The organism is Arthrobacter sp. 10L430, from assembly GCF_056395245.1.
This window is the reverse complement of the sequence record NZ_JBFTJD010000001.1, coordinates 246,637-270,866: the sequence shown is the minus strand read 5'-3', so window position 1 is coordinate 270,866 and position 24,230 is coordinate 246,637. Positions and strand designations below refer to the sequence as shown.

Genomic DNA, 24,230 nt, shown 5'->3' with positions numbered 1-24,230 from the left:
CCCGGGTGAGTCAGAGGGGCGTGTCGCAGTATAGAAAGTCGCAGTATTGAAACCGGAGGCCGGGCGGCTGGTGGCCGGCCTCCCGTCCGTCGCGCGGCCGCGCCCGCGTTGCGGGCCGGCCGGCTCGCCTACTTGTCGGCGTTGCGGTTGTCGGTGCGCCAACGGATGCCGGCCTCGATGAAGTCGTCGATTGCGCCGTCGAACACTGCTGACGTGTTGCCCACTTCGTGTTCGGTCCGGAGGTCCTTGACCATCTGGTACGGGTTCAGGACATAGGAGCGCATCTGGTCGCCCCAGGATGCTTTGACGTCACCGGCGAACGCCTTCTTCTCGGCGTCCTCCTGTTCTTTCTTCAGCAAAAGGAGGCGGGACTGGAGCACGCGCAATGCAGCGGCGCGGTTCTGCAGCTGTGACTTTTCATTCTGCATCGACACCACCGTGCCGGTGGGGATGTGGGTCAGCCGGACGGCGGAGTCGGTCGTGTTGACCGACTGGCCGCCGGGGCCGGAGGACCTGAAGACGTCCACCCGGATCTCATTGTCCGGAATGTCGATGGAGTCGGTCTGCTCGATGAGCGGAATGACTTCCACCGCCGCGAAGGACGTCTGGCGGCGGCCCTGGTTGTCAAAGGGGCTGATCCGGACCAGCCGGTGTGTGCCGGCCTCGACGCTCAGCGTGCCGAAGGCGTACGGGGCATTGACCTCGAAGGTGGCGGACTTAAGCCCGGCTTCCTCTGCATAGGAAGTGTCCATGACGGTGGTGGGGTATCCATGCCGCTCGGCCCAGCGCAGGTACATCCGGAGGAGCATTTCCGCGAAGTCGGCAGCATCGACGCCGCCGGCACCCGAGCGAATGGTTACCACGGCCTCGCGCTCGTCGTATTCGCCTGCGAGGAGCGTGACGACTTCAAGCTCCTTGAGGGACTTCCTGATCGACTCGAGCTCCGCGGCGGCCTCGCCCATCGAATCGGCGTCGTCCTCGTCCTGGCCCAGCTCCACGAGGACCTCAAGGTCGTCGATGCGGGAGACAAGCGTGTTCAGCCGCTCAAGTTCTGACTGGCGGTGCGACAGCCGTGAGGTGATCACCTGAGCGGCGGCGGGGTCGTCCCACAGATTCGGTTCGCCCGCGCGCTCGCTCAGTTCTGCGATGTCTTCCTTCAGCGCCTCCACGTTGGTGACGTTCTCAATGGAGGTGTAGGTGGCGCGCAAGGCGCGGATCTCTGCAGAAAAATCTATTTGAGCCATGGTGGTTTAAGCCTACGCTATTCGCCTCCTTCGGCCGGACGGTGGGATGGGCGGTAGGGGTGCGCACGTCAGCGAGTGAGCCTGGACCGCGCGGTGGAGGCCGCTTCAATCCGTATGCCGTCCGGCACGAGGAAGTTGACCACCGGAGGATGCACTGCCGCGCTGAGAACCACGACGGCGGTGGCACCGTCAGGCGTGCCGGTCGCCGGAGCGACGGCCAGCCCGTCGAAGCGCCCGAACGCGCCGTTCCGCCTGAGGTAGTCAGAGGCGACGTTTCTGATGCGGTCCCCGCTCAGCACGGCCGAGGGGGTGCCGCCGGCCGATTCCACCTGGCCCAGGGTGTAGCTTCCTGCGGCGGCAACGGACGCACCGTCCGCCAGGGACAGGAGTTTCTTGTGCTCGATGTAGAGGCTGGACGCGGCCATCACCACGGTGCTGACCAGGAGTGCCAGCATGACGAATCCAATGATGAGCACGGTCATCTGCCCGTCTTCGGGCCCGGCGGCTACGCTGCCCTTAGCCGCGGCAGCGGACGGTCGGCGCAGTACGGGGACACTCAACGGAACCTGCCCACAACTTGGGTCGCCGAGGCGTTCAGCTGGCTGGCGTTGAGGTGGAATGCTTCGCTGAAGGGTACAAAAGGCAGAGACACGCTGAGATGGACCGTCACGGTGACCGCAGATCCCGCGGCCATGCAGTCCCCACGATCACAGCTCACTTCCACGCGGGCGTTTTCGGCAGGATGGCCGTAGTCCGCGATGGCCAGGGCGGCTGCCTGCTCTGCTGCTGCCCGGCCGGCCGGTTCGTCGGGTTGGGCCACGAAAACCTTGGCCGCCTGGTCTGCCGCGCCGACCACCGCGAATGAGCCGCCCTGGATCTGTGCCACGGTGATGATGAAGTACACCACCGGCACCATGAGGAGCAGGCCCAGGAACGTGAACTCGACGACAGCACTCCCCCGGTCCTCCACGTCGGGCCCGCAGGAAGGCTGGCGCGTTGCAGTGCCAGGCCCTGCATCCAGGATGGATTGCGCCCGCAGATGCGGGTCGGCGCCGTTCCCGCTTTGTTCCGGGACCCGACGGTCAAGGCACAGCGCTTCGCGGAGGCGGCGCACGATTGGCCTTGTTAGGGGGCCAGTCAGAGGACCAGGCCGTGACCGGCGCCCGGACGGCGGGGACAATTCCCGCCTGGACCGTTCGGCTGCGGATGGCCGCTCAGTTATTGATGGCCGCATGGCCCCTGACCTCCAGCAGGTCCCGCGGGCCGATCAGACCGATCACCGGCATCGGCGCCCGTACCGTTACTTCCAGTGTGCGCAGGCCCTGAAACGTGACTTCGCTTGTCTGTATGTCCTGGGCGAAGTCGGCGTTAAGCGCAGTCCCGATGAGTTCGCCCGTGCGTTGCCGTGCATCAATGGCGCTGCGGTCCGCCAAGGTCCCGTACCGCGCGCCCGAGGCCGCGGCGTCGATCAACGTATTACGGACGTGCAGCACCAGTGCGAGCTGAATGATGGCCAGAAAGAACATTGTGAGCAGCCCGCCCACCAGGACGAAGTCGACAACAGCAGAACCACGCTCGCGCTCGGAGCCGTCCGCGGCACCCAGGATCACGAGCTATTTTCCGACCGTGTCCATGGCCTGGTTGAACATTGCTTCAAGTGCCGGTCCGGCGAGCGCAAGCAGCGCAGCCACGAGCACCGCCGACATGAGGGTAATCATGACCCAGCCTGGAACGTCGCCCCGCTCCGCGTCATCGCCGTGGACCGTTTGGTCGCCGTGGGTCGGGAGCCTCGAGGCCGTCGATCTCCTGACGCGAGCCATCAGCGCGCCGAAAAGTGCGATTCCGTGCTTGGCTATGGATGTCATTTACTTCCCGTTTCTTTGCGATAGCGGTTGCTGGATAGAGGAATTCGGTCTTCTGCAGGGAGGTCGGGTAGGGGCGGCATCAAAGGCTCAGGCTCAGCGCAGCGAGGCCGGGGAACACGGCGAAGACAACCGTGAGCGGCAACACTCCAAAGACCAGGGGAACCATCATGGCGATTTCTTTCTTTCCGGCGGACTCCATCAATTCGCGCTTGGCGGTGTCCCTGACGTCCTGCGCCTGGGCCCGCAGGACGTCGGCCAGGGGTGTGCCCCTCTCCACCGCGACGATGATGCCGTCGACAAAGCGGATCAGCGGTCCGAGGTCCGTCCGGGCGGAGAACTCTTGAAGCGCTTCCACCAAAGGCTTGCCGGCACGGGTTTCTGCAAGCACTTTTTCGAACTCCTTGGACAGCTCCCCTCGGGCGCTTCTGCAGACCCGGTCCAGAGCACCGGTGGCACTTTCTCCCGCGCCCACAGCGAGCGCCATCAGCTCGGCAAGGCTCGGAAATTCAGCCATCATCCTGGTTTCCCGTTTTTTGATCTGGACACCCAGCCAATAGTCACGGAAGAGGATTCCGCCCAGCGCGCTTCCGGCCGAAGCCACGACGGCCAGCACCGGACTAAATCTGCCGGCCGCGGCGCCCAAGGCGATGATGCCGACAGCCGCCACGAACCCGGACACAGCCCAGAGCAGTTGTTCGGCACGGAAATGAACAGGCGATTTGCTGATCCCGGCCTGCGCCAGTTTCAGGGTAAGCGCGGAGGTTCCAAGGTTGAACCTGGCCAGCTTCGCCATCCCGTCCCTGATAAGCGGACGCACAATACGTTCGAGCGGTCCGAAGGGCGTGAGGTTGTGGTCGGCAGCCCTCAGCAGGCGGGACTCCATGTTCTGGGATTTGAGCTGCGGTTCGATGCGTTCGACAAAGGTGGTGGGCCGCATGAACGGGAGCCGGACTAGCAGGAGCCACAGTCCGGCGCCAAGAACTATGCCGCACACGACAGCGGCGGCCGGGACGGTCGTCATCGCAGAACCCTCTCTTCCTCGGGCAGAGCACCGATCCGCAGCATGATGGAGTAGCAGACCAAGGAGACCACCAGCCCGCCGAGCAGGACCCCGGCCCCCATGGGGGTGTTGTAGGCGGCAACCGCTTCCGGGCGGCTCGCCAGCAACACCATCACGATCCACGGGGCGGCTACTGCGAGGCGGGCCGCGTTGACGGTCCAGGACTGCCGGGCTTCCAGTTCACTCCGGGTCCTGGCACTTTCGCGGAGAAATTCGGCCAGGGTCCCGAGCAGCTTGCCGAGATCCGAGCCTCCGACTTCCCTCGTGAGCCTGAGCGCCTCGATGATGCGATCGGCGACCGGATCGGCCAGGCGCTCCTTTAGTTTGTTCAGCGAGGCATCGAACTGGCCGCCCGCCCGATAGTCGGAGCCGAAGTCGCGGAACACGTGGCGGAGTTCCTCCGGCCCTTTCTCCCCCAGCTGAATAAGAGCTTCGGGCAGTGACAGCCCTGCCCTGATGGCGGATCTGAGGTGATCCACCACGTCTGGCCACAACCGCCGCAAAACTGCCGTCCGGCGTCGGGCCCTCCATCTGACCACCACCACCGGAAGCCAGGCCCCGAACAGACCGAAGCAGAAGGAAATCGGCCACGATTTACTCAGGACGAAGAACACCAGGGTTACGAATAATCCGAGCCCCAGGCAACTGCCGACGAGACCTGCCCCCGTGACCCTTTCAATGCCGGCGGCAAGCAGCAAATCCTGCAGGCGGCTGGTCCGGGGGTCGCGCTTGGCGGCCGCAGGCTGCTCCCAAGCCGACCACCAGATCAGGAACAGTCCCGCCCCGGTCAGCACGCCAAGCAGCGGCGCCGTCAACGGGACTCCAAGAGGGCCGCGACGTCGTAACCTGCCCTCGCGAACTTTTCGGCTGCGGGCATCGAGCTGGCTTTTGGCTGAAGCTGGCCGTCGGTCACGGAGAAAACCATGGACGACTCAATGATGCCGTTCTCGACGCGCCTGCCGAGGGAGAGGATCTCCGTCACCTGCCTGCGACCGTTCGCCTGCCGGCTGCAATGGACCACGAGGTCAATGCACGAGGCCACAGTCGGGACAACAAAGGCGCTAGATATGTTGTCGCCTGCCAGCAGCGGAAGCGTGCAGATCTTGGTCACCGCATCGTGCGCAGAGTTCGCGTGGACCGTGCACATGCCAGGCAGCCCCGAATTCAAGGCTATGAGCATGTCGAGGCTTTCTGCTTCCCGGACCTCTCCGACCACCAGGCGGTCCGGCCGCATTCGGAGGGCCTCTTTGACCAGCCGCCGTAGAGGTATTTCGCCCTCACCCTCGAGGTTGGGCTGGCGGCACTGAAGTCCCACGACGTCGCGCAGCGGAAACTGGAGTTCAAAGATTTCCTCCACCGTGATGACCCGCTCACGGCTGCCGATGCTGGCGGCCAGGCAGTTCAGCATGGTCGTTTTACCCGCCTGAGTGGATCCTGACACGAGAATGTTGAGGCCGCTGGCCACCGCTGCACCAAGAAACCGAGCAGACTGAGGCGTCAGTGTCCCCAGCTCAACCAGGTGCTCAAGGCGGCTCGCCTTGACCACGAACTTACGGATATTGATGGCCCAATGGCGTCTGGTCACGTCCGGGATGACCACGTGGAGCCGAGACCCGTCTGGCAGCGCTGCATCCACGAACGGTGAGGACATGTCGAGGCGCCGGCCTGAGCTTTTCAGCATGCGCTCCACGAGGTCGCGCACCTGCTGGTCCGTGAGGCTGAGCGACGTCAGCTCGGACTCACCGTTCCGGGCCACGTAAATTTCGGTGGGGGCGTTCAGCCAGATTTCCTCGATGCTCGGATCATCCAGAAGAGGCTGCAGGGCACCGAAGCCGGCCACCGCGTCGAAAACGAACCTGCGGGCCGGCTCCAAAGGGCCGAGGGGCGGAAGCGGTCCCATCAGGGCACGCTCGTCGTAATCGCTCACTGCCGCGTCCACCAGTCGCCTGACCTCACCGGTCTGCCGCAGTGGGTCAAGACCACGTCTGCGAATCAGCTCCCGGACTTCGTCCTCGACTATCCGTACAGCATCCATGCGTTCCCCCGAACGACTGCCGCCCCCAGCGGAGACAGTCCAATTGGGTTAAAGCTAAAGGATGGCGACCCCCGAATGAAGTCATATGGGGAAGTTGTGGATAAACAGGAAGGTCCGGCCGAGAGGCGGACAGCCAACTGGAGGTCTGCATTCGCGGCGGCACGCAGCTTCGCAATAAAATTGCTCATTGTGTCAGCAATCCGGATCCTGGAAACGCCAGAAAAGCGCCCGCTCGCAGACCGCGGGCCGCTGACGCCGAGTCCATATCAACCTGAAATCCAAGGACTGCGGGCTATCGCGGTCGTCATTGTCGTGCTGTACCACCTCTGGCCACAGCGGTTGACCGGCGGCTATGTCGGCGTCGACGTCTTCTTCGTCATTTCCGGTTTCCTGATCACTGCGCACATGTATCGCGAAGTCCGGGACGGTTCAAAAGTAGGACTCACTCGGTTCTGGGCCCGGAGGATCCGTCGGCTGCTCCCCGCTTCGATACTGGTCCTGCTCGTGTCGCTGCTCGGAGTCTTCTTGTGGGTCCCCTCCACTCTCTGGGAAGTTGCTGCCCGTCAAATCGGCGCCAGTGTCCTGTATGTCCAGAACTGGATCCTTGCCGGCGACTCCGTTGATTACTCGGCACAGCATAACGACGCCTCAGCCGTCCAGCACTACTGGTCGCTCTCGGTGGAGGAGCAGTTCTACTTCGTCTGGCCCCTCCTGGTGGCGGCGCTGCTGTTCGTTGCCAGACGGCCCGCGGTCGCCAGGCGTTTGGGCCGTCTTGGCTCACCCAGAGCAATGATGATTGCAGGTATCACGGCAGTCGGCACCGCATCGCTGGTCTATTCAATCGTTCTGACGGCACTAAATCCCTCGGTCGCCTACTTTGCAACCCCCACCCGCGTCTGGGAATTCGCCGCCGGCGGCCTGATGGCCCTCGTCTTCAATGGAAGGCAATACTCCGGACGGCTGTCCTCGGCTCTCGCCTGGGCCGGACTGCTCCTGATCGCCTTTTCGGCGCTCACGTACGACGGCGGCACCCCCTTCCCCGGGTGGACGGCCGTGGTTCCCGTGGCCGGAACAGCCCTCGTACTGGTCTGCAGCGGGAACACTGCGGTCATGAACGCGCGTTGGTGGCTCTCCCGGAAGCCCATGACGTTCCTGGGCGATGTGTCCTACGGCCTATATCTCTGGCACTGGCCGCTGATCGTCATTGTCCCGTTCGTCCTTGGCCACGCGATGACCACACCAGAAAGAATTCTGCTTTTGCTGGCATCGATCCTTCTGGCATGGATCACCAAGCTGACCGTTGAGGATCCGTTGCGCCGCGGCCGGGCACTCAAGACTTCCCCGCGGGCCTACGCCTTCACGGCAGGCGGCATGATCCTCACCGTCGCGTTGTGTTTTGGCCTGACGGCATCCGCCTACTCGACGCCGAGCGCTGACCGTGCGGCTGAGCTTGGAGACTGCTACGGACCTGGAGCACTGGTTCCGGCTAATGGCTGCGGTCCGGTCGTAGGCAAGGAGTCACCGAGCCCCGCACCCGCGCTTGTGGCCAAGCAGAATACGCAGCCCCTTCACCCGGGGTGTCAGGCCGACGCCGTCGGGACTGACATCGTGAGTTGCGACTTGGGGGTGGACGCCGAACAGGCGCGGGAAACAGTGGCCGTGGTCGGTGACTCCCACGCGACAGCCTGGTTCCCCGCCCTTGAGACGCTGGCAAAAGACCGCGGCTGGCACATCAAGACCTACACCAAGAGCTCCTGCCCCGTCACGGCCGCACTTCGCGTCCAGCCGGGGGAGAAGACCGATTCAAATCAACGTGACTGTTTCGCTTGGGGACAAAAAGTGACTGACGAACTGGTGGCGGACAAGAAGATCACCACCGTCTTCGCCGCTTCCTACTCCACTGCCTTTGCGTTCATGTCCCCAGACAGCAAGAAGCTGCAGAACCCCGCCGTCGACGGATTCGCCGAAGTGTGGCGTCACTGGATGACCGCAGGCAAGCGTGTAGTGGTATTCGATGACGTTCCGCGGACCAACGGCGAGTACGTTCCTACCTGCCTCGCACGCCATCAAAATGCTCTGGATTGCGCCGTTCCAGTCGGCAAGGCGTATCCCGCCGGTATCGCCATCACCAACGCCGCAAAGGCCATGGCTTCCGAGGGCGTGCACCGCATAAACCTTCGTGACCAGTTTTGCGACAAGGCCCTTTGCTACCCTGTTGTGGGCTCCATGATTGTCTACAGGGACTTCTCCCACATCAGCGCTGAGTATGCACGGGCACTCGCTCCGTACATGGCCAAGCAACTCCCCAAGCCCTAGCCGCCCGGGGCATCCTGCCCGGCAAGCAACGGAACAATCAGGCTTTTCCTGCGTAGCCGAACGGGTTTGAACTCTGCCAGCGCCAGTGATCCTCGCACATCTGTGTCAGGTCCCGGTGTGCAGACCAGCCCAGATCGGCCAGAGCCGCCGAGGCGTCGGCGTAACTTACAGCCGCATCGCCGGGCCGCCGAGGTGCGAACTCGTACGGAATGGGATGCCCGGCCGCGGCGCCGAAAGCCTCGATGACTTCCAGCACGGAAGACCCCCTTCCCGTCCCGAGGTTCCACCGGAAAGCGCCGGTCTTGGTCTCCAGGTAGTGCAGGGCGGCCAGGTGGCCGGCCGCGAGGTCCATGACGTGGATGTAGTCCCGCACTCCTGTGCCGTCGGGCGTGGGATAGTCGTTGCCGAACACCATGACCTTCTCCCGGCGGCCCACCGCCACCTGGGCCACGAACGGCAGCAGGTTGTTGGGAATGCCGTGGGGGTCTTCACCGATCCGCCCGGAGTCGTGCGCGCCCACCGGGTTGAAGTACCGGAGCAACGCGATGCTCCAGCGCGGATCCGCCGCGCTCAGGTCGGAGAGGATGTCCTCGATCTGTTCTTTGGTCCTGCCATATGGATTGGTCGCGTCCAGCGGCGACTTTTCGATCAGCGGTACGTGCTCCGAGGCGCCGTACACCGTAGCAGACGAGCTGAAGACCAGCCGCCGCACGCCCGCCTTCTCCATGCTCTCCAGCAGGTTCAGCGTGCCCACAACGTTGTTCTTGTAGTACCAGAGGGGCTTCTCGACCGACTCCCCCACCGCCTTGAGGCCGGCAAAGTGGATGACGGCGTCGAAACCGCCTTCGGCAAACACGCCGTCGACGGCCCCATAGTCCAGGAGGTCGCCCTCCCGGAAATCGATCCTCCCGCCAGTGAGCTCCTCGACCCGCCGCACGGCATCGACACTGGAGTTCATCAAGTTATCCAGCACCACGACCTCATGCCCGTCCTCAAGCAGGCAAAGTGCAGTGTGTGATCCGATATAGCCGGCGCCCCCAGTGACCAAAACTTTCATGGCCACAAGTCTAGGGCAGCTGACTACTACTTCTTCATCGGCTCGGGCTTTCCTGCCTTCCGCGGTAAAGTGGCGCGTTGTGTCGCCAACCCAAACCGTAGAATCGCCTGAAGTGCACCAACGCGCGACCAGCCGTCAAGCGAAGAGCAGCCAGTTTCGGCCGGAGATTCAGGGCCTGCGCGCCGTCGCTGTCCTCTGTGTTGTGCTCTACCACTTCTGGCCGCGTGCCCTGACCGGTGGCTACGTCGGTGTCGATGTCTTCTTCGTCATTTCGGGGTATTTGATCACCTCCCACATTTACCGAGACGTTCGCGATGGATCTCCCGTAGAGCTGCTCAAGTTTTGGGCCCGACGGATCCGCCGGTTGCTGCCTGCATCAATGCTTGTGCTGCTGGCGTCTTTACTGGCAGTTTTCCTGTGGGTTCCTTCGCCCCTTTGGGAAGTGTCTGCGCGGCAGATAGGGGCCAGCGCACTTTATGTACAAAACTGGATTCTCGCCGGGGACTCCGTCGACTATTCCGCTCAGCACAACGACGCCACGGCCGTCCAGCATTACTGGTCGCTCTCGGTCGAGGAGCAGTTCTATTTCTTCTGGCCGCTCCTACTGATGGCCCTCCTGTACATCTCTCGAAGGCCCGCCTTCGCCGTCGGCATGAGGCGGCTTGCAGCCACCCGTACAACAATGGTTGCAGGGATTGGTGCATTGGGCGTGGCCTCGCTCACCTACTCCGTCGTCCTCACTGCACAGTCGCCGTCAGTCGCCTACTTTGTAACACCAACGCGTGTGTGGGAGTTTGTCGCCGGAGCGCTGGCAGCCCTCCTCCTCTACGGGCGGCAATCCTCCGGGCGGCGGGCTTCCGGCCTGGCGTGGACGGGCCTCGCGCTGATCGCGTTTTCCGCCGTCAATTTCGACGGCGGCACGCCCTTTCCGGGGTGGACGGCACTTGTCCCGGTGGCTGGCACGGTACTTGTTCTGCTCTGCAGCGGCAACACCGGGGCTCTTCACCCTCGTTGGTGGTTGTCCCGCAAACCCATGACCTTCCTGGGGGACGTGTCCTACGGTCTCTATCTCTGGCACTGGCCATTAGTCGTGGTGGCGCCCTTTCTCCTTGGCCATACACCAGCGCTGCACGAAAAGATCGCGATACTTCTGGCATCCGTGGGACTGGCTTGGGGCACAAAGATAGCAATCGAGGATCCCGTGCGCCGCGGACCGCTTTTGGCCAACTCGCGAAGATCATTCTCATTCAGCGCCATCGGCATGGCGCTGACGGTGGCGCTATGCTTCGGATTAACCGCGTCCGCCTACACGTCGCAGAACGGCGACCTCGCCGCGGAACTCGGCGTCTGCTACGGACCAGGCGCGCTGAATCCGGCCAACGGTTGCGGGCCTGTGCCAGGAAAGCAACCTCCCAGTCCCACGCCCGCGCAAGTGGCAAAGGAGAACAGTGAGCCTCTTCATCCGGAATGCCAGGCAGGTCTTGCCGGAGCGGACGTCGTAAGTTGCGAGCTGGGCGTCAGCCCTGCCAAGGCCCGCGAGACAGTTGCAATTGTGGGCGACTCACACGCAACGGCCTGGATCCCGGCGATTGAAGCGCTTGCCCAGAACCGCGGTTGGCACATCAAGGCCTATACAAAGAGTTCCTGTCCCGCCACGGCAGCGCGTCGCGTGTTGGCCTCCGAAAAAAACGACGCGAACCAGCGCGACTGTCTCGCCTGGGGCCGAAAGCTCAATGACCAGCTCCTCGCCGACAAGACGATAACAACGGTTATCACTGCCGCCTATTCCACCGCGTATACATACATGTCCCCGGAAGGCCTGAAGCTCCAAGATCCGGGCCCTGACGGATTTTCCCAGGAATGGCGACGATGGATGACCGGGGGCAAACGCGTCGTCGTCTTTGATGACGTTCCGCGAACTAGTGGGCAATCCGTTCCCACCTGTCTGGCGAAGAATACCGGCAATACCACAGCGTGTGCCGTTCCGGTGGGGCAGGCACTTCCCCCTGGTGCGGCTATAACACGGGCCGCACAATCCATGGTTCGGCAAGGCGTCAAACGGCTCTCTCTGCGCGACCTCTTTTGCGACAACTCCACGTGCTATCCCGTAATAGGTTCCATGATCGTCTACAGGGATTACTCCCATCTGAGCGCCGAGTATGCGCGGGCGCTGGCTCCTTACATAGCGCGGCAACTCCCAAAGAGTTGAAAGTGCTCCCCTACGACCGTGAGTTGACAAGAGTCACAGCAGTCACATTCGTCACTTCTATACCGTGAATGCTAGGATGAGCCGCGAACACCGCCGCAGGTGTGAAGGGGGACTCAACTCGGGGATAGCAGTCCAGCACCCGAGGCCACTTCAGCTGGCAGTTCTAGGCTACGGAGTACTACATGGATCGTTCCTCTAATTGCAGACTGTCCTTCGCCTTCGCGGTGAAGGCCAGGCGACTGGGTCTTCTGGGGAGCTCCGCCCTGCTGTCCGCAATGCTGTGCACCGGAGGTGTACTTCCTGCCCAGGCTGCCCCCGCACCGCCCGCAGCCCCAGGCTCTGGCGACATCGCTCAAGCCCCCGCGCCGAAGGTGACTCCTGGGGTGGACAGCGCTCCGCCCGCTGCCGAGAGCGCACCGGCCACTTCAGCCGCCAAGGTCACCGGGGTCACAGCACCGGCTGAGGAGCCGACCCCGCAGCCGGTAGACATGGAAGCTCTTCGTGCGGAGATCGGAAAAAACGGCTCCTTCATGGGCCAAGGCGCCAAGAGCCATGCCACCTCACTAGCCAGGCAGCCTGGAAGAGCATCGACCTATGCGCTAACCCCGGAAGCCGCCAACACCTGGATGGCCCCCGGCATCCAGGGCCTCGATGTCAGCAGCCATCAGCCCACGGTCAACTGGGCGTCCCAGTACAACCTCGGCGCCAGATTTGCCTACGTTAAGGCGACGGAGGGTACGTCGTATAAGAGCGAGACCTTCGGAGCCCAGTATGACGGCGCCGTCGGGGCGGGCCTGATTCGCGGCGCCTACCACTTCGCACTCCCAAACGTATCCACCGCTTCCGCTCAGGCCGACTATTTTGTCAATAATGGCGGCGGATGGACCGGTGACGGGAAAACTATGCCGCCCCTTCTCGACATCGAGTACAACCCGTACACGACACTGGGCAACACGTGCTACAACATGAGCCCAACCGCCATGGTCAACTGGATCGCTGCCTTTTCCAACAGGGTTCTGGCCAGGACCGGGCGGCTGCCCATGATTTACACGACCACGGACTGGTGGACTACGTGCACCGGGAACTCCGGCGCTTTTGGCAACCAGCCCTTGCACATTGCGTCCTATTCAACGTACGTAGGCAATATGCCAAACGGCTGGGGCACTTACAGTGTTTGGCAGTACAGCAGCTCAGGCCCATTTGCCGGCGACTCCAACGCCTGGAACGGCGACTTCGCGGGCCTGCAGAAGTTTGCGTCCCAACCCGACGGCGCTGTCCCCAGCCCATCCATCACGTCCCTTGGGGACGTAGTCGCGGCGGACGCCGCCGGCGTCCTGTGGGATTATCCCGCAACCGGCAGCGGATCGCTCCGCACGCGGAAGCAAATTGGCCAAGAGTGGCGAGGCCTGCGTTCAATCAACGCCATCGACTGGAATGCGGACGGCGTCCTGGATCTTGTTGCCCAATGGACGTCCGGCCGCGTAAACGTATATTTAGGAGTCGCAGCCGGCGGCTTTACGGCCGGTCCCGTCCTTGCAGCTGCCGGCTGGGCCAATTACCAGCTAACTATCGGATATTGGCTCAACAGCAGCTACTATCCCCAGATCATCACCCGTGACGATTCTTCTGGGGCTCTAAGTCTTTGGCGCAACAGTGGGGGCTCCACCCTTAGCCAAGGCACCTCGCTGGGGCAGGGATGGGGCGGGATTAACCTGACCATGTTGGACTTCGACGGCGATGGCAGCCAAGATGTCCTCGCTCAGGATCCCGCCGGCGTCTTGCGCCTCTACCGCTCAAACGGCAGCGGCGCCTTTGTTGCCGAAGGCCGTCCCACCGTGGGAAGCGGGTGGCAGCGCATGACGAGCGTGACGGTCACCACTAACTTTAAGGGCGCCGGCACGGGTGGTCTAATGGCCAGAGACGGCGACGGCCAGCTCAGCTATTACCCGGTGCCCGGCAATTCGGCCTGGGGCCAGGTGTCCCCAATCGGTGTCGGCTGGAACGGCTACCTCATCGCCGGCGGTGAGAACATCAACACCGCTGCTCCATCTCCCGCACCGAAGCCGACGCCGTCAATCACCACTGCCGCAGACATCCTAACCATTGATGCGGCGGGAGACCTCTATCGCCATGCCTCGGGCACAGGGTATATAGGAACGGCCGTCAAGATCGGCACTGGGTTCACCGGCTTCGCCTCGGTCCACGTCACTGACTGGAATGCCGATGGCCTCCAGGATTTAGCCACTTTAAGCACGGCCGGAGCACTCAGCATCCGCTTAGGGCTGTCCGCCGGCGGCTTTGCCGCCCCGTCGGTTCTGGCATCCGGCCTTTCCGGCGCCGAAGTCGCAATTGGACCGTGGTTGAAGACCTCTAAGTATCCAGGCGTCGTTGTACGCAAAAACGACGGGTCCCTCCAGTTCTATGCCAATGCTTCGGGCGGTGCTCTCTCGCCTGCAGCTGCCATCGGCTCAGGATTCGTCCGCATTCACATCGCCATCATTGATGCAGACGGGGACGGCAACCAGGACATCACCGGTGTCGACTATCTGGGCTCGATGAAGCTGTTCCGATCCAACGGCTCAGGCTCGTTTATTAGCGAACCGCGGAAGGTCATCGGCACTGGGTGGAACGCCATGAACAGCATCAGTTCGGCAAAGGGATTCACGGCGCCTACATCGAACGGAATCCTTGCCCGCGACGGCGCCGGCACGCTGAACTATTACCCCCTCGCGCAGAGTGCCTTCGGCAAGAAGTCTGTACTTACCTCAGGCTGGTCAAACACCCTCATTTCGGGGAGCCCCTTCCTCGCTTCCGGACGGGCGATCACAAGCACGGCCGATGTGCTCACAGTTGATTCGACAGGCGGACTGTGGAACCGCCCGGCAGGCGGCTCCGCGGGCGTCGGCGGCGCCTACCAGATTGGCATCGGCTGGTCAGGAATGAAATCCCTCAACGTTGTGGACTGGAACAGCGATGGCGTGCCGGACGTCCTGGCCCAAAAGTTCACGGGCGGGCTGTCTGCGTACCTGGGTTCAAAGACAGGCGGCTTCAGCGGACAGATTGCGGTCGCCACAGCAGGCTTTGACCGAAGCACGATTGTTCCCGGCAAATGGGTTTCCGGGTCCACATATCCGGGCCTGGTCGGCTATGGCGCCAACGGTGAATTGAACTACTGGGCCAATGGTTCCGGAGGCGCCGTCAGCGCTCCTGTCAGGATCGGCACCGGCTGGGGTGGCCTCAGGCTGGCCATGGTCGACTTCGACTCCGATGGAAAGCAGGACCTTCTGGCTGTCAATACAGTGGGCTCCATGAAGCTCTACCGCTCCACCGGACTCAACAAATTCATCCCGGAAACCAGAAAGGTAGTCGGCTCCGGGTGGCAAAACTTCCGCCAGTTCTCCGCCACCGCCGGTTTTGCGGGCGCTGCCAGCAAGGGTGTCCTGGCCGTGCGGACCTCGGGAGAACTGCGCTATTACGCGGTGCTCGCCGGCCGCAGGTGGGGAACGGCGTGGACGGCAGGGTCGGTGGGCGCGGCGGCACTCGTTTCGGCGTCGTCCGCCGCGGGCTAGACGCCGGCTGCAGGCAAGAACGGCGGCTCCCATTCGGGAGCCGCCGTTCGTTAATGGCGTCGGCAGGCTTCTAACAGGCTAGGCGCGGGCGTGCCGGGACCCCACGATGTCCTCGACCGCTTTCTGCCAGGCCATCACCTGGGATTCGGCTGAGAGCGGCCGGGCTGCAGCATCCGCAGCCCTCTTCCACATTGATATCTTTTCGGCGGTTAGGCTATGGAGTGTTTCGCGCAAAGAGCCGGCAGAAAAATCCAGTGTCACGGCGCCCAATCCGTACTGCTCCACGATCGACACCATGGCCGGTGATGGGCCTACGATCAGGCCGATGCGCGCCTGGACGGCTTCGAAGAACTTATTCGGCAACGCGTTCTTGAGATTGAAGTTGGTGGGCGGCAGGAATACGAGTGAGACGTCATATTCGCTCAGGGTGGACACCAGCTGGCTGTACGGCACAGGGTCGCGGAAGCGGATCGCCGGCACTGCTGCAGCCTTCTCTTTGAGCTCATTGACGTATTCCGGCTCGTTGGGCATGACGATCATGTCAAGGGTGAGCCAATCCGGCGCGTCCCGCATTGCCTCGATGAAGTTTTCAAGCTTCCGGTAGCGCTGCCCGGCAGCGCTGTGGATCAGGCGCACCGGCGAACTGACAGGGCGCACGTCCCGCTCGGAGTATGGTGCCGCGTTAGTCACGACTCCGGCCGCCACGCCGTAATCCTTGGTGTACTCGTCCGCGATGCCTTGCGAGACGGTGGTGACCGAGGCGGCGAGGGACAAGTAGCGGCGGCAAAGCCATCGCATAAACGGTGCAACGAACAGGCGCCATTTCAGATCGTCCTCTTTTTCGCGCGGTGCGAACTCGTGGAGGTCTGCATGGACGCCGAGCCGTGGCTGGAGCTCCAGCGCCAGCGGCAACGTGTTCAGGTCATTCGCCAGAATGACGTCAAATTCGCCGCGCGGCAAGATCTTCCGTGCAGCCGACACGGCAGTCAGTCCGTCATAAACGCGGGAATAGCGGCGGGACACGAGGCCCAGCTTGTCCGACGGCCAGCCGCGCGAATCATCGGGCAAAGGGAAATGACCTTCGGTTCCCTCCGGGGCCCCACCGTAGGCACACGTGAACACCCTGTACTTGTCCTTGAACAGCTCGACCTGCTTGAGGACCCTCGGATCCGAGCGTATGGGTGAGAAGGTCAGGATCAGCAGCGAGGGGAGCTCAGTCATATGACTCATTATCCCAGACGCCCGCGCGCCTGTTAGCCGGAGACCTGACCTGCCGGCCTCCCCTGGGGCGAATGCACGGGGGACGGCCGGAAGGACTAGAAGATGCTTCTGAGCAGAGGAACGCGCCGCGCGGCCAGCGAAACGGCAAAACTGCCAACCACTGTCACGGCATAGGCAGCGAAGATGGCGGCCAGAGATTTACCGGCGGCAACTTCCGGAAATTGAAGCCGGATGACTTCAAAGATGACGAGGTGTACCAGGAAGACGCCAAAAGTTGCATTCGACAGAGCCACGATTGCCCTGCCCGCCCGCTTCACGGTGAGATTGGCTGTGAGGGAAAGCGTCACGACGAACACGCCCAGCGCTGCTAGGGCCACGAGCACGCCAACGTAGGAAACGGAGGAAACCGCATCGAGGAGCGGAAAGACGCCCTTATGGCTGTAATGCCAAATGGCTGCCGCAATGAGGCAACCCGTCGCCACAGCGGCAAGCGCCAGCTTGAACCCCTTGAGCCGGATATCCTTCAGAGCATAGCCGGCCAGGAAGTAACCCACGTAGGGCATCCAGTGGGTGAGGAAGTTGAGATGAATCGGGCGCGAAATGCCAAAGAGGACCAGGATTCCAGGAATCATGTAGAAGACCAGCGCAGCGGCAAGAAACGATGCGGCGGCAGTCGCAGCCCTTACTCGGCCGCCGCCCCGCAGGAACGACGCCAAGAATGGCGCCACGGCGTACAGCCCGGCGATCAGCCAGAGAAAGTAGAGCTGGGTGAACACCGACCCGTCAACCAGCAGCTGCATAATCCGCGGCAGCGGGATAACTTCGCCGCGCATCCAGAACCGCACGCCAACCAGGTAAATGAGGTTCCAGGCGATCAGTGCGGGTACCAGGCGGGCCGCTCGACGTCGATAGAAAATCCCAGGGCTCTCCGTGAGTTGCTTGGACCCAAGCATCAGCGCGCCGGAAATCATGACGAACACAGGCACAACCCAGATCCAGCCCACGTCGATCGCCATCGCAATCCACCACGCACGGCTGTCGCGCGGCGCGCGTCCAACCATGTGGCCGAAAACGTGGATCGCCACAACTCCGCAGATACTGGCGATCCGCAGTATGTCGAGGCCAAAGTCCCGTGTACGGGGCCGCTCGGACATGCGGGTCCCGCTCAGTTGCGTGCCGGCCTGAACCGAACTCATTGTCCCCCGGTGGCCGGCGGTGTCAGACGCCGGTGGTCCTGCGTGCCCTCGCTCTGGGGCTGCTCCGCCTTGCCGGGGAGTCCCACCTCATCCAAGGCTATCCTGCGCGACAGCTTCGTAAGCGTCGCCTCCATATGACGGAACCGCTGGTACGTGGTGGCCATGAACACCAGGAAACTCACCACAAGGCCGTAAAGGACCAGGTCCGTTCCACGGCCGATGCCCAGAAGCCTCGCGACCCGCGTCAACAACTCAGGGAAGAAAATGGAAAACGCAGCCACCAGGGCAAAGAGCACCAGCATGATGCGCCGGATGGCGAGGTGCCGGGCGTTGGACCCTCCGCGCATTAGTGCCAGCGACATGACCACAACGGCCAGGACAAGAACTATCTGGACAATAATCTGCACAATTTCACCTAAAAAAGAGATCAGCGACGATATTGACCGAGTTCAACAAGGACTGGCCCTTCGATTTGGAATAGTCCGTATAGACGATTTCAACCGGTTGCTCGACCCAGCGCGGGTTCATCTCCGCCAGCTGGTGGACAAGTTCAGAAGCGTGCGCCATCCGGTTTTGCTGCAGATTGATGCCCCGGGCAACGCCTGGGCTGAACGCCCGCAGGCCGTTGTGCGCGTCGGTGAGGGCCATGCCCGTCGCCATGCGCGACTGTACGGCGGCCGTCCTCAGGACAAGTCGCTTCAGCGGCGTCAGCTTCGTCCTGTCATCGAGGAACCTCGACCCAAGAACGACGTCGGCTTCGCCCGACAGGATGCGGTCCGCCATGGCACGGGCGTCGACTACGCGGTGCTGGCCGTCGGCGTCAAAAGTGATGATGCAATCCAACTCCGGGTCCTGCAGTGAATACTCAATGCCCGTCTGGAGCGCGGCCCCCTGGCCCAGATTAACCGGATGCTGAACGACGACGGCGCCTGCTTCCCTGGCGACCTCCTGGGAGCCGTCGGTGCTGCCATCGTCGACACACACAACGTTGGGGAATTCTTTCCTCAGCCCCTCAATGACGGTACCGACGACAGACGCTTCGTTGTACATGGGGATGACTATCCAGGTTCGACTCACCCGTCAAGTATTCCATAGGGCATGCAGCCGTCGGGTACTTGGAGCCCACGGCACAGACGTGCGGACGGAACGTGTGGGGGTGTGGAACGCAGCCATGAACGGCTGGAGCGGTGACCGGCCGTTGGCGGCCCGCACCGGTCCGGCCGCACTTAGACGGTAAAATTTCCTGTTGTGTCTGCAACTAACCTCGTGATTGACCCGGCTTCAGGACTCCGCACGGCAGAGCAGCGGCCCGTTCAGGCCCCGTTCCGCCCGGAGATCCAAGGCTTGCGTGCCATCGCCGTGGCGGCCGTCGTGCTGTACCACTTCTGGCCGAACCGGCTAACGGGAGGGTACGTGGGCGTGGACATTTTCTTTGTCATCTCGGGATACCTCATCACGTCCCACATGTACCGGGAGATCCTGCGGACATCTTCGATCGGCCTGCTGAAGTTCTGGGCCAGGCGCGTAAGACGGCTGCTTCCGGCTTCATTCCTTGTCCTGTTCGCTTCGCTGCTCTCAGCATTCCTGTGGATGCCGTCAACGGTCTGGGAAGTTACGGCACGGCAGCTGGCAGCCAGCGGGTTCTACGTTCAAAACTGGGTACTGGCCGGCGACTCGGTGGATTACTCGGCGCAGCACAATGACGCGACGGTCGCCCAGCACTACTGGTCCCTCTCCGTCGAGGAGCAATTCTACGTCGTCTGGCCCCTGCTGGTGCTCGGCCTGCTGTACATCGTTCCGAAGCTTGCCCGCTCAAAGGGCAGGGCGACGTCTCCACGGTCGATTCTCATCGGCGGCCTGTCGGTCATCGGGATAGCCTCCCTGGCCTACTCAATGGCTGTGACGGCGCTCGCCCCGTCCATGGCGTACTTCGTCACCCCGGCCCGTGTCTGGGAATTTGCGGCCGGCGCGCTCGTTGCCCTCGTCCTAATGGAGCGGACCCTCGATGGCTGGATCGCCACCGTCCTGGGCTGGGCGGGCATTGGCCTGATTGCCGGTTCGGCCCTCATGTTCGCGGCCCAGACGCCGTTTCCCGGCTGGACCGCGGCCATTCCTGTCGGCGGAACCGTGATGATCCTGATAGTATCCGGGACGGCGACACCGGCCGGAGCCCGTTGGTGGCTGTCATCCAAGGCCATGACGTTTGTGGGGGGCATCTCCTACTCCCTTTACCTATGGCACTGGCCGATCCTGATCGTGGCCCCGTACGTAATGGGCAGGCCAGCCGGCCTGCTGGACAAGTGCCTCCTCCTGTGCCTGGTGGTCCTGCTGTCCTGGATCACGAAAATCACGGTGGAAGACCCGCTGCGGACCGGCCGCCTCTTGTCGACGAACGTTCGCGCGTATTTGGTCGCCGCATCCGGAATGGCCATCGTGCTGGGCCTCTCGGTCGCGCTGACGTCATTTGCCTTCGTCGGAAGCGACGGCAAGTCGGCGCAGGTGAACAGCCCTTGTTATGGCCCGGGGGCGCTCAACCCCGCCAACAACTGTGATTCCGTCACCGGGGCCGGACTTCCGGATCCTGCTCCGGCGGTGGTTGCCCGCCAAAATACGGCACCCCTGTACAAGGGCTGCCAGGGCGACTTCTCCGGCACGGACCTGGTTTCCTGCGACTTTGGCGTCGAAGAAAGCCAAGCCACGGCCACTGTCGCCCTCGTAGGTGATTCCCATGCAACAGCCTGGTTGCCGGCTATCGAGGTTCTCGCCGAACGGCACAAATGGCATGTCAAGACGTATACAAAGGGATCGTGTCCGCTCACGGCGGCGTTGCGCGTCCTGCCCTCGGAAGCGACTGACCGAAACCAGGCAGACTGTTGGGCGTGGGGCAAGAAACTTCAGGAAAAGCTGGCGGCGTCCAAAGAAGTCAGTATGATTTTCACGGCCTCCTATTCGTCGGCCTACACCTACAAACCGGCGCCTGGCGTTGAACTCAGGGACCCTGCGGTGGAGGGCTTCACCACGGTATGGAAGGGCTTGCTCGCTTCAGGTAAGCGGGTGGTCGCTTTCGACGACGTTCCGCGCACCAACGGCCAGTCTGTTCCAACCTGCCTCGCGGCCAACAGCCGGGATCCGCTCGCCTGTGCCACCACTGTGGAAAAGGCCTTCCCCAGGGGAACGGCGATAACGCATGCAGCGGCGAACTTTAAAGCCGCCGGATTCACCCGCATTCCGCTCAGAAACGAGTTCTGCGATGCAAAGCTCTGCTATCCGCAGCTCGGCGCTGTGATTGTCTACCGGGACTACTCGCACATTAGCGCTGAGTTTTCGCGGGCGCTGGCCCCCTTTCTTGACTGTCACATCTCCTGAGGCGGGTTGGCGACCGTCCCCCGCCCACCATGGGCGCCGACGGCGGCCGGGCTGCTGGAGCTCGGCATCCTCCCCCGCCGCCCGTACCGCTTCATTTGCACGTCACCCGGTCTCCGGAAACAATGGCTCGAGCCGTCCACCCGCGATCGGATCCAACGCACCACCCCTAAGTGCTGGCTATCTGCCGCAGCACATGCATCATGGCAATAGGTCCGTGAACCAGTTGGGCGGGGGTTCGTTTTCGTAACTGCCATACTGAGCGGTCCGCAATGAGGTCAGCGGCAACAACAATGTCTGAGTTACAGAACGTTGCGGCGACATCTGGCCATTTTCCAAAAGTCTTAGCCAGTCGTCGGGATGCAAGATTATCTCTTACAAGGCGTCCTGCAGCCCCCGTAGGACCGCCCTTTTCCGCGAGGGCGGACCAAATCTGAGCGCATAACCCTCCCCGCGACACTTTCAAAGCAATTACGTTCAGCCCCGGCCCTGACGCCGTCACTTCCGACCGGCCGTCGTCAACATAGACGACCGTCCCCGAAAGCCTGCGGCCCTCTTGAGTCACATGATTACTGGCACGCATCCACAAGTCGTCGATGACGGCCTGGGCGTGTGTACTGCGTCCAATCAAGATACTGACGTCTAAGAGCTTCGGCTCGTTCACGACTAGCTCCTCTCCTCATCCAGAAGAGCCGCATCTGACTCGGCGTAACCGGCTATTAGCCGCAGTTCAGAGATGATGGGCTTCAAAATTAGTCTCCTGTCAAACCTCTGGCCATATTCCCACGCTGCGTTCCAACGGACTGGATCCGGATCCTTAAGGGCCTCAGCGCACGCACGTAAAGCTTCAGCAATGCCCTGAGGAGTCAGCTCCTTCGCCGGAAACCACAGCGGATAATCACGAAGCTGGTCCGTGGCTGCTATGTCCAGGTCGTGGGCGGAAACAATAGGGAGACCGGTGGCCAAGTATTCGGCCGTTTTCCCCCCAGTCACGTACTTCCCGCTGGGTAGAAGCAAGATAAGCGCGTCCAGCGATAGATAGAATCCAGCGACGTCACGCTTGGAGATGGGCCCGAAGTGATTGAGCCCATCCGCTTTTACTTTAGTAAAAGCTCCCAGCATTTCAGGCGAAACGGCGCCGGAGGAGCTGAGCTTTCCTTTGAAGACTGCTGTTGTACCGCCAGTGGGTCCTCCGCCAGGGAAGGCGAGGTGCCAACCATCGAGCAAGCACTGGGTCGGCATTTTCTCGTACAGCAACGTGCCTAGGTAGCCAAATGTAGGATCTAACGTTTTCCGTGGCTGCGGTTTTGCATGTCCGGGCTGTGGATCGAACCCGTTCGCTACGACGCGCATTTTAGTGCCAGCCGAGGGGTATCTGCGCTCGTACTCACTTTTGATCTGATCGTTTACGAACCACACTTGGGACGCGCCGTCCAAGTATCGCGCCTCAAGCTGTCCGACTTTCGAATCCGGCTCGTGTTTCGAAACTTCCGTGAACGTATTGAAGGCCCAAGCGTCGCGGTAGTCGAGCACATAAGGGACTCCCTCGAGAGTGCGGGCCACTTCAAATGAAACATACGGAACTGCAGACGCCATGACCAAGTCAACGGGTTTTTGCTCGTGAATTCGACGGGCTTCGCTTGCCGCAGGCTTCAACCAAAATCCGTGCAAGTCTTCAGGGAAGTGGCGGCGGCTAAGCCGTCTCCTAAATTCCTTCCACACATACGGTGCCTCGATCCGGAAACGGGAATACCTGCGAAGGTCACCACGGGCGGGCTCTTCCGATCCCCCATCATCTACGGGAACGACTGTAATTCCAGGGTCAACGGTTTCGGCGAGCTTTTGGTCCACTCCCGATATTTGCGACCAGACTTCAGGATCAACGGTCAGAACGGTCACGTCCCAGCCTTCACTCGAAAATGCATTCGCAACGGACGTACACCGGTAGACCGACGAGGCTGTGCTCGGCGGAAAGGCAAAAGCTATGTACAAGAGATGGGGCTTGGTCATTGCGCATCTCCTAGAACTTTGGCATAACCAGCTAATAATCGTGGCAACAGAACGGAGGCACTGTGGTTGTTCCGGACAAAAGATGGCCCATCCAGCCGCCGTGATAATACTGCCGGATCCGCGAGCGACTCCCTGACCGCCTGGCCGACCTCGGACTTTTCAACGCTTACTGTCGCCAAGTCTCCAGGATATCCATCCACTTGATCGACAAAGATTGTGGGCACTCCTATGCCGATCGCTTGTAGCTCGCTGAGTCCGAGGACCCCCGTGACCTGACCAACAGCCACGTGCGCCGTAGACAGTTCCCTGAGGAATTGGCGCTTGGGCATCTTTGGCAGAAGTGTGACTCCCAGCCGGGCAGCTTCGGCCGCGCGATTTCCCCAATCAAGGCCGACGAAATCGACGTTGGACCGGGCACCGACTGCCGAAATCACATCCGAGGCGGTTTGCAGCAACGCGTCGCCTCCTTTGGAGGCATCCCATCGGGACGGGAAGAACACGCGCGGCTTGGGGGCCGGGACCCAGCCAGGTAGCTCATCCGTATTCACAGGCGCCGGGAGGTACTCCGCGTCTACCCTTGCTCGCTCTGCCTTCTCGCGGAGGTCGGGAGTCGTGTACCAGACGTGCCCCGCCCCCTCGATATCCGCTTTAATGACGGCATGATGCTGGTCCTGCCAGTAACTTTCCCGAATATCAGTGCCGTGGAGCGTTAGAACGTAAGGGCGGGCAAAGGCGCCCCTCGCCCATTTGGCCCGGCCGCCCATGTTCACATGCCAGATCTGGGTGCGAGGATATGCCAAGGCCTGCTCCAGGCGGAACCGGTAGTACGCAGCCTTCGTTCCGCCCCGGCTCCATGGCCCCTGGACCAACTTCCAGGGCTTTCCCTGCCGACGGGCCTCTCCAACAAAGGTCTTGGCAACGTCTGCACAATCAAACAGTTGTGTGACCCGAATTTGCTGACTCATGCCCAACATCATCTCATCCGCAACCGTACAATCCCGCGGCTGCCTGTCACCGCCTGCGTTCAGTTCCGCCTGGTTGCACCAGCACGCCTGCCTGCGTCTTCAAGGGCGGCGCGTAGTATT

General features: G+C 62.2%; 20 protein-coding genes. 4 read left to right on the top strand and 16 right to left on the bottom strand.

Features of this window, described 5'->3' with window-relative positions:
* Positions 1 to 128 precede the first annotated feature (128 nt).
* From prfB to AC1DDG_RS01140, 8 genes are all read right to left on the bottom strand, one after another.
* Complete coding sequence (gene prfB, locus AC1DDG_RS01175; RefSeq protein ID WP_230116961.1) at positions 129 to 1,244, bottom strand: peptide chain release factor 2; 1,116 nt, start codon at positions 1,242 to 1,244, stop codon at positions 129 to 131.
* Between the two features lie 68 nt (positions 1,245 to 1,312).
* Complete coding sequence (locus tag AC1DDG_RS01170; RefSeq protein ID WP_476874652.1) at positions 1,313 to 1,726, bottom strand: pilus assembly protein TadG-related protein; 414 nt, start codon at positions 1,724 to 1,726, stop codon at positions 1,313 to 1,315.
* A 74-nt stretch (positions 1,727 to 1,800) separates the two neighbouring features.
* Complete coding sequence (locus AC1DDG_RS01165; RefSeq protein WP_476874651.1) at positions 1,801 to 2,358, bottom strand: hypothetical protein; 558 nt, start codon at positions 2,356 to 2,358, stop codon at positions 1,801 to 1,803.
* A gap of 100 nt (positions 2,359 to 2,458) precedes the next feature.
* On the bottom strand, positions 2,459 to 2,854 hold the full coding sequence (locus tag AC1DDG_RS01160) for a TadE family protein (protein WP_476874650.1): 396 nt from the start codon (positions 2,852 to 2,854) through the stop codon (positions 2,459 to 2,461).
* 3 nt (positions 2,855 to 2,857) lie between these two features.
* Positions 2,858 to 3,109, bottom strand: a complete 252-nt coding sequence (locus AC1DDG_RS01155) for a hypothetical protein (RefSeq protein WP_476874649.1) — start codon at positions 3,107 to 3,109, stop codon at positions 2,858 to 2,860.
* A gap of 79 nt (positions 3,110 to 3,188) precedes the next feature.
* Complete coding sequence (locus tag AC1DDG_RS01150) at positions 3,189 to 4,130, bottom strand: type II secretion system F family protein (protein WP_476874648.1); 942 nt, start codon at positions 4,128 to 4,130, stop codon at positions 3,189 to 3,191.
* Entirely contained in the window at positions 4,127 to 4,984 is an 858-nt protein-coding gene (locus tag AC1DDG_RS01145) for a type II secretion system F family protein (protein ID WP_476874647.1), read from the bottom strand. The genes AC1DDG_RS01150 and AC1DDG_RS01145 overlap by 4 nt, the downstream gene beginning before the upstream one ends.
* Positions 4,981 to 6,204 carry a CpaF family protein gene (locus AC1DDG_RS01140; protein WP_476874646.1) on the bottom strand — a complete coding sequence of 408 codons (1,224 nt, stop codon included), beginning with the start codon at positions 6,202 to 6,204 and terminating at the stop codon, positions 4,981 to 4,983. Before AC1DDG_RS01140 ends, AC1DDG_RS01145 begins: the two co-directional genes overlap by 4 nt.
* A 189-nt stretch (positions 6,205 to 6,393) precedes the next feature.
* Here AC1DDG_RS01140 and AC1DDG_RS01135 point away from each other — a divergent pair, with 189 nt between their 5' ends.
* A complete protein-coding gene (locus tag AC1DDG_RS01135; RefSeq protein ID WP_476874645.1) occupies positions 6,394 to 8,520 on the top strand; it encodes an acyltransferase family protein in 2,127 nt (708 codons plus the stop codon).
* 37 nt (positions 8,521 to 8,557) lie between these two features.
* Here the strand turns inward: AC1DDG_RS01135 and galE are convergent, their stop codons facing one another.
* Positions 8,558 to 9,577, bottom strand: a complete 1,020-nt coding sequence (gene galE, locus AC1DDG_RS01130) for a UDP-glucose 4-epimerase GalE (RefSeq protein WP_476874644.1) — start codon at positions 9,575 to 9,577, stop codon at positions 8,558 to 8,560.
* Positions 9,578 to 9,689: 112 nt separating this feature from the next.
* On the opposite strand from galE, the gene AC1DDG_RS01125 reads away from it, so the two are divergent.
* Positions 9,690 to 11,786 (top strand): acyltransferase family protein, encoded by a 2,097-nt coding sequence (locus AC1DDG_RS01125; protein ID WP_476874643.1) that lies wholly within the window; start codon positions 9,690 to 9,692, stop codon positions 11,784 to 11,786.
* Between the two features lie 383 nt (positions 11,787 to 12,169).
* Positions 12,170 to 15,355 carry a GH25 family lysozyme gene (locus AC1DDG_RS01120; RefSeq protein WP_476874642.1) on the top strand — a complete coding sequence of 1,062 codons (3,186 nt, stop codon included), beginning with the start codon at positions 12,170 to 12,172 and terminating at the stop codon, positions 15,353 to 15,355.
* Between the two features lie 78 nt (positions 15,356 to 15,433).
* Here AC1DDG_RS01120 and AC1DDG_RS01115 read toward each other — a convergent pair whose 3' ends face one another.
* From AC1DDG_RS01115 to AC1DDG_RS01100, 4 genes are all read right to left on the bottom strand, one after another.
* Positions 15,434 to 16,576: a glycosyltransferase gene (locus tag AC1DDG_RS01115; protein ID WP_476874641.1), complete on the bottom strand. Its 1,143-nt coding sequence runs from the start codon at positions 16,574 to 16,576 to the stop codon at positions 15,434 to 15,436.
* Positions 16,577 to 16,671: 95 nt separating this feature from the next.
* Entirely contained in the window at positions 16,672 to 17,772 is a 1,101-nt protein-coding gene (locus AC1DDG_RS01110) for an acyltransferase (protein WP_476874640.1), read from the bottom strand.
* Complete coding sequence (locus tag AC1DDG_RS01105) at positions 17,769 to 18,179, bottom strand: DUF2304 family protein (RefSeq protein WP_476874639.1); 411 nt, start codon at positions 18,177 to 18,179, stop codon at positions 17,769 to 17,771. Before AC1DDG_RS01105 ends, AC1DDG_RS01110 begins: the two co-directional genes overlap by 4 nt.
* A gap of 4 nt (positions 18,180 to 18,183) precedes the next feature.
* Positions 18,184 to 18,822, bottom strand: a complete 639-nt coding sequence (locus AC1DDG_RS01100; RefSeq protein WP_476874638.1) for a glycosyltransferase family 2 protein — start codon at positions 18,820 to 18,822, stop codon at positions 18,184 to 18,186.
* A gap of 198 nt (positions 18,823 to 19,020) precedes the next feature.
* On the opposite strand from AC1DDG_RS01100, the gene AC1DDG_RS01095 reads away from it, so the two are divergent.
* Positions 19,021 to 21,138: an acyltransferase family protein gene (locus tag AC1DDG_RS01095; RefSeq protein WP_476874637.1), complete on the top strand. Its 2,118-nt coding sequence runs from the start codon at positions 19,021 to 19,023 to the stop codon at positions 21,136 to 21,138.
* Positions 21,139 to 21,304: 166 nt separating this feature from the next.
* Here AC1DDG_RS01095 and AC1DDG_RS01090 read toward each other — a convergent pair whose 3' ends face one another.
* Genes AC1DDG_RS01090 through AC1DDG_RS01080 form a run of 3 tightly spaced genes read right to left on the bottom strand, consistent with a single transcriptional unit; the run spans position 21,305 to position 24,110 of the window.
* Complete coding sequence (locus AC1DDG_RS01090) at positions 21,305 to 21,799, bottom strand: hypothetical protein (protein WP_476874636.1); 495 nt, start codon at positions 21,797 to 21,799, stop codon at positions 21,305 to 21,307.
* 2 nt (positions 21,800 to 21,801) lie between these two features.
* Positions 21,802 to 23,145, bottom strand: coding sequence for a glycosyltransferase (locus AC1DDG_RS01085; protein ID WP_476874635.1), 1,344 nt, complete (start codon positions 23,143 to 23,145; stop codon positions 21,802 to 21,804).
* Positions 23,142 to 24,110: a glycosyltransferase family protein gene (locus AC1DDG_RS01080; RefSeq protein WP_476874634.1), complete on the bottom strand. Its 969-nt coding sequence runs from the start codon at positions 24,108 to 24,110 to the stop codon at positions 23,142 to 23,144. Before AC1DDG_RS01080 ends, AC1DDG_RS01085 begins: the two co-directional genes overlap by 4 nt.
* Positions 24,111 to 24,230 lie beyond the last annotated feature (120 nt).

Coding starts and splice junctions, on each gene's coding strand:
- prfB (WP_230116961.1), bottom strand. CDS start 1,244: ATGGCTCAAATAGATTTTTCTGCAGAGATCCGCGCCTTGCGCGCCACC.
- AC1DDG_RS01170 (WP_476874652.1), bottom strand. CDS start 1,726: ATGACCGTGCTCATCATTGGATTCGTCATGCTGGCACTCCTGGTCAGC.
- AC1DDG_RS01155 (WP_476874649.1), bottom strand. CDS start 3,109: ATGACATCCATAGCCAAGCACGGAATCGCACTTTTCGGCGCGCTGATG.
- AC1DDG_RS01150 (WP_476874648.1), bottom strand. CDS start 4,130: ATGACGACCGTCCCGGCCGCCGCTGTCGTGTGCGGCATAGTTCTTGGC.
- AC1DDG_RS01140 (WP_476874646.1), bottom strand. CDS start 6,204: ATGGATGCTGTACGGATAGTCGAGGACGAAGTCCGGGAGCTGATTCGC.
- galE (WP_476874644.1), bottom strand. CDS start 9,577: ATGAAAGTTTTGGTCACTGGGGGCGCCGGCTATATCGGATCACACACT.
- AC1DDG_RS01115 (WP_476874641.1), bottom strand. CDS start 16,576: ATGACTGAGCTCCCCTCGCTGCTGATCCTGACCTTCTCACCCATACGC.
- AC1DDG_RS01110 (WP_476874640.1), bottom strand. CDS start 17,772: ATGAGTTCGGTTCAGGCCGGCACGCAACTGAGCGGGACCCGCATGTCC.
- AC1DDG_RS01100 (WP_476874638.1), bottom strand. CDS start 18,822: ATGTACAACGAAGCGTCTGTCGTCGGTACCGTCATTGAGGGGCTGAGG.
- AC1DDG_RS01085 (WP_476874635.1), bottom strand. CDS start 23,145: ATGACCAAGCCCCATCTCTTGTACATAGCTTTTGCCTTTCCGCCGAGC.
- AC1DDG_RS01080 (WP_476874634.1), bottom strand. CDS start 24,110: ATGAGTCAGCAAATTCGGGTCACACAACTGTTTGATTGTGCAGACGTT.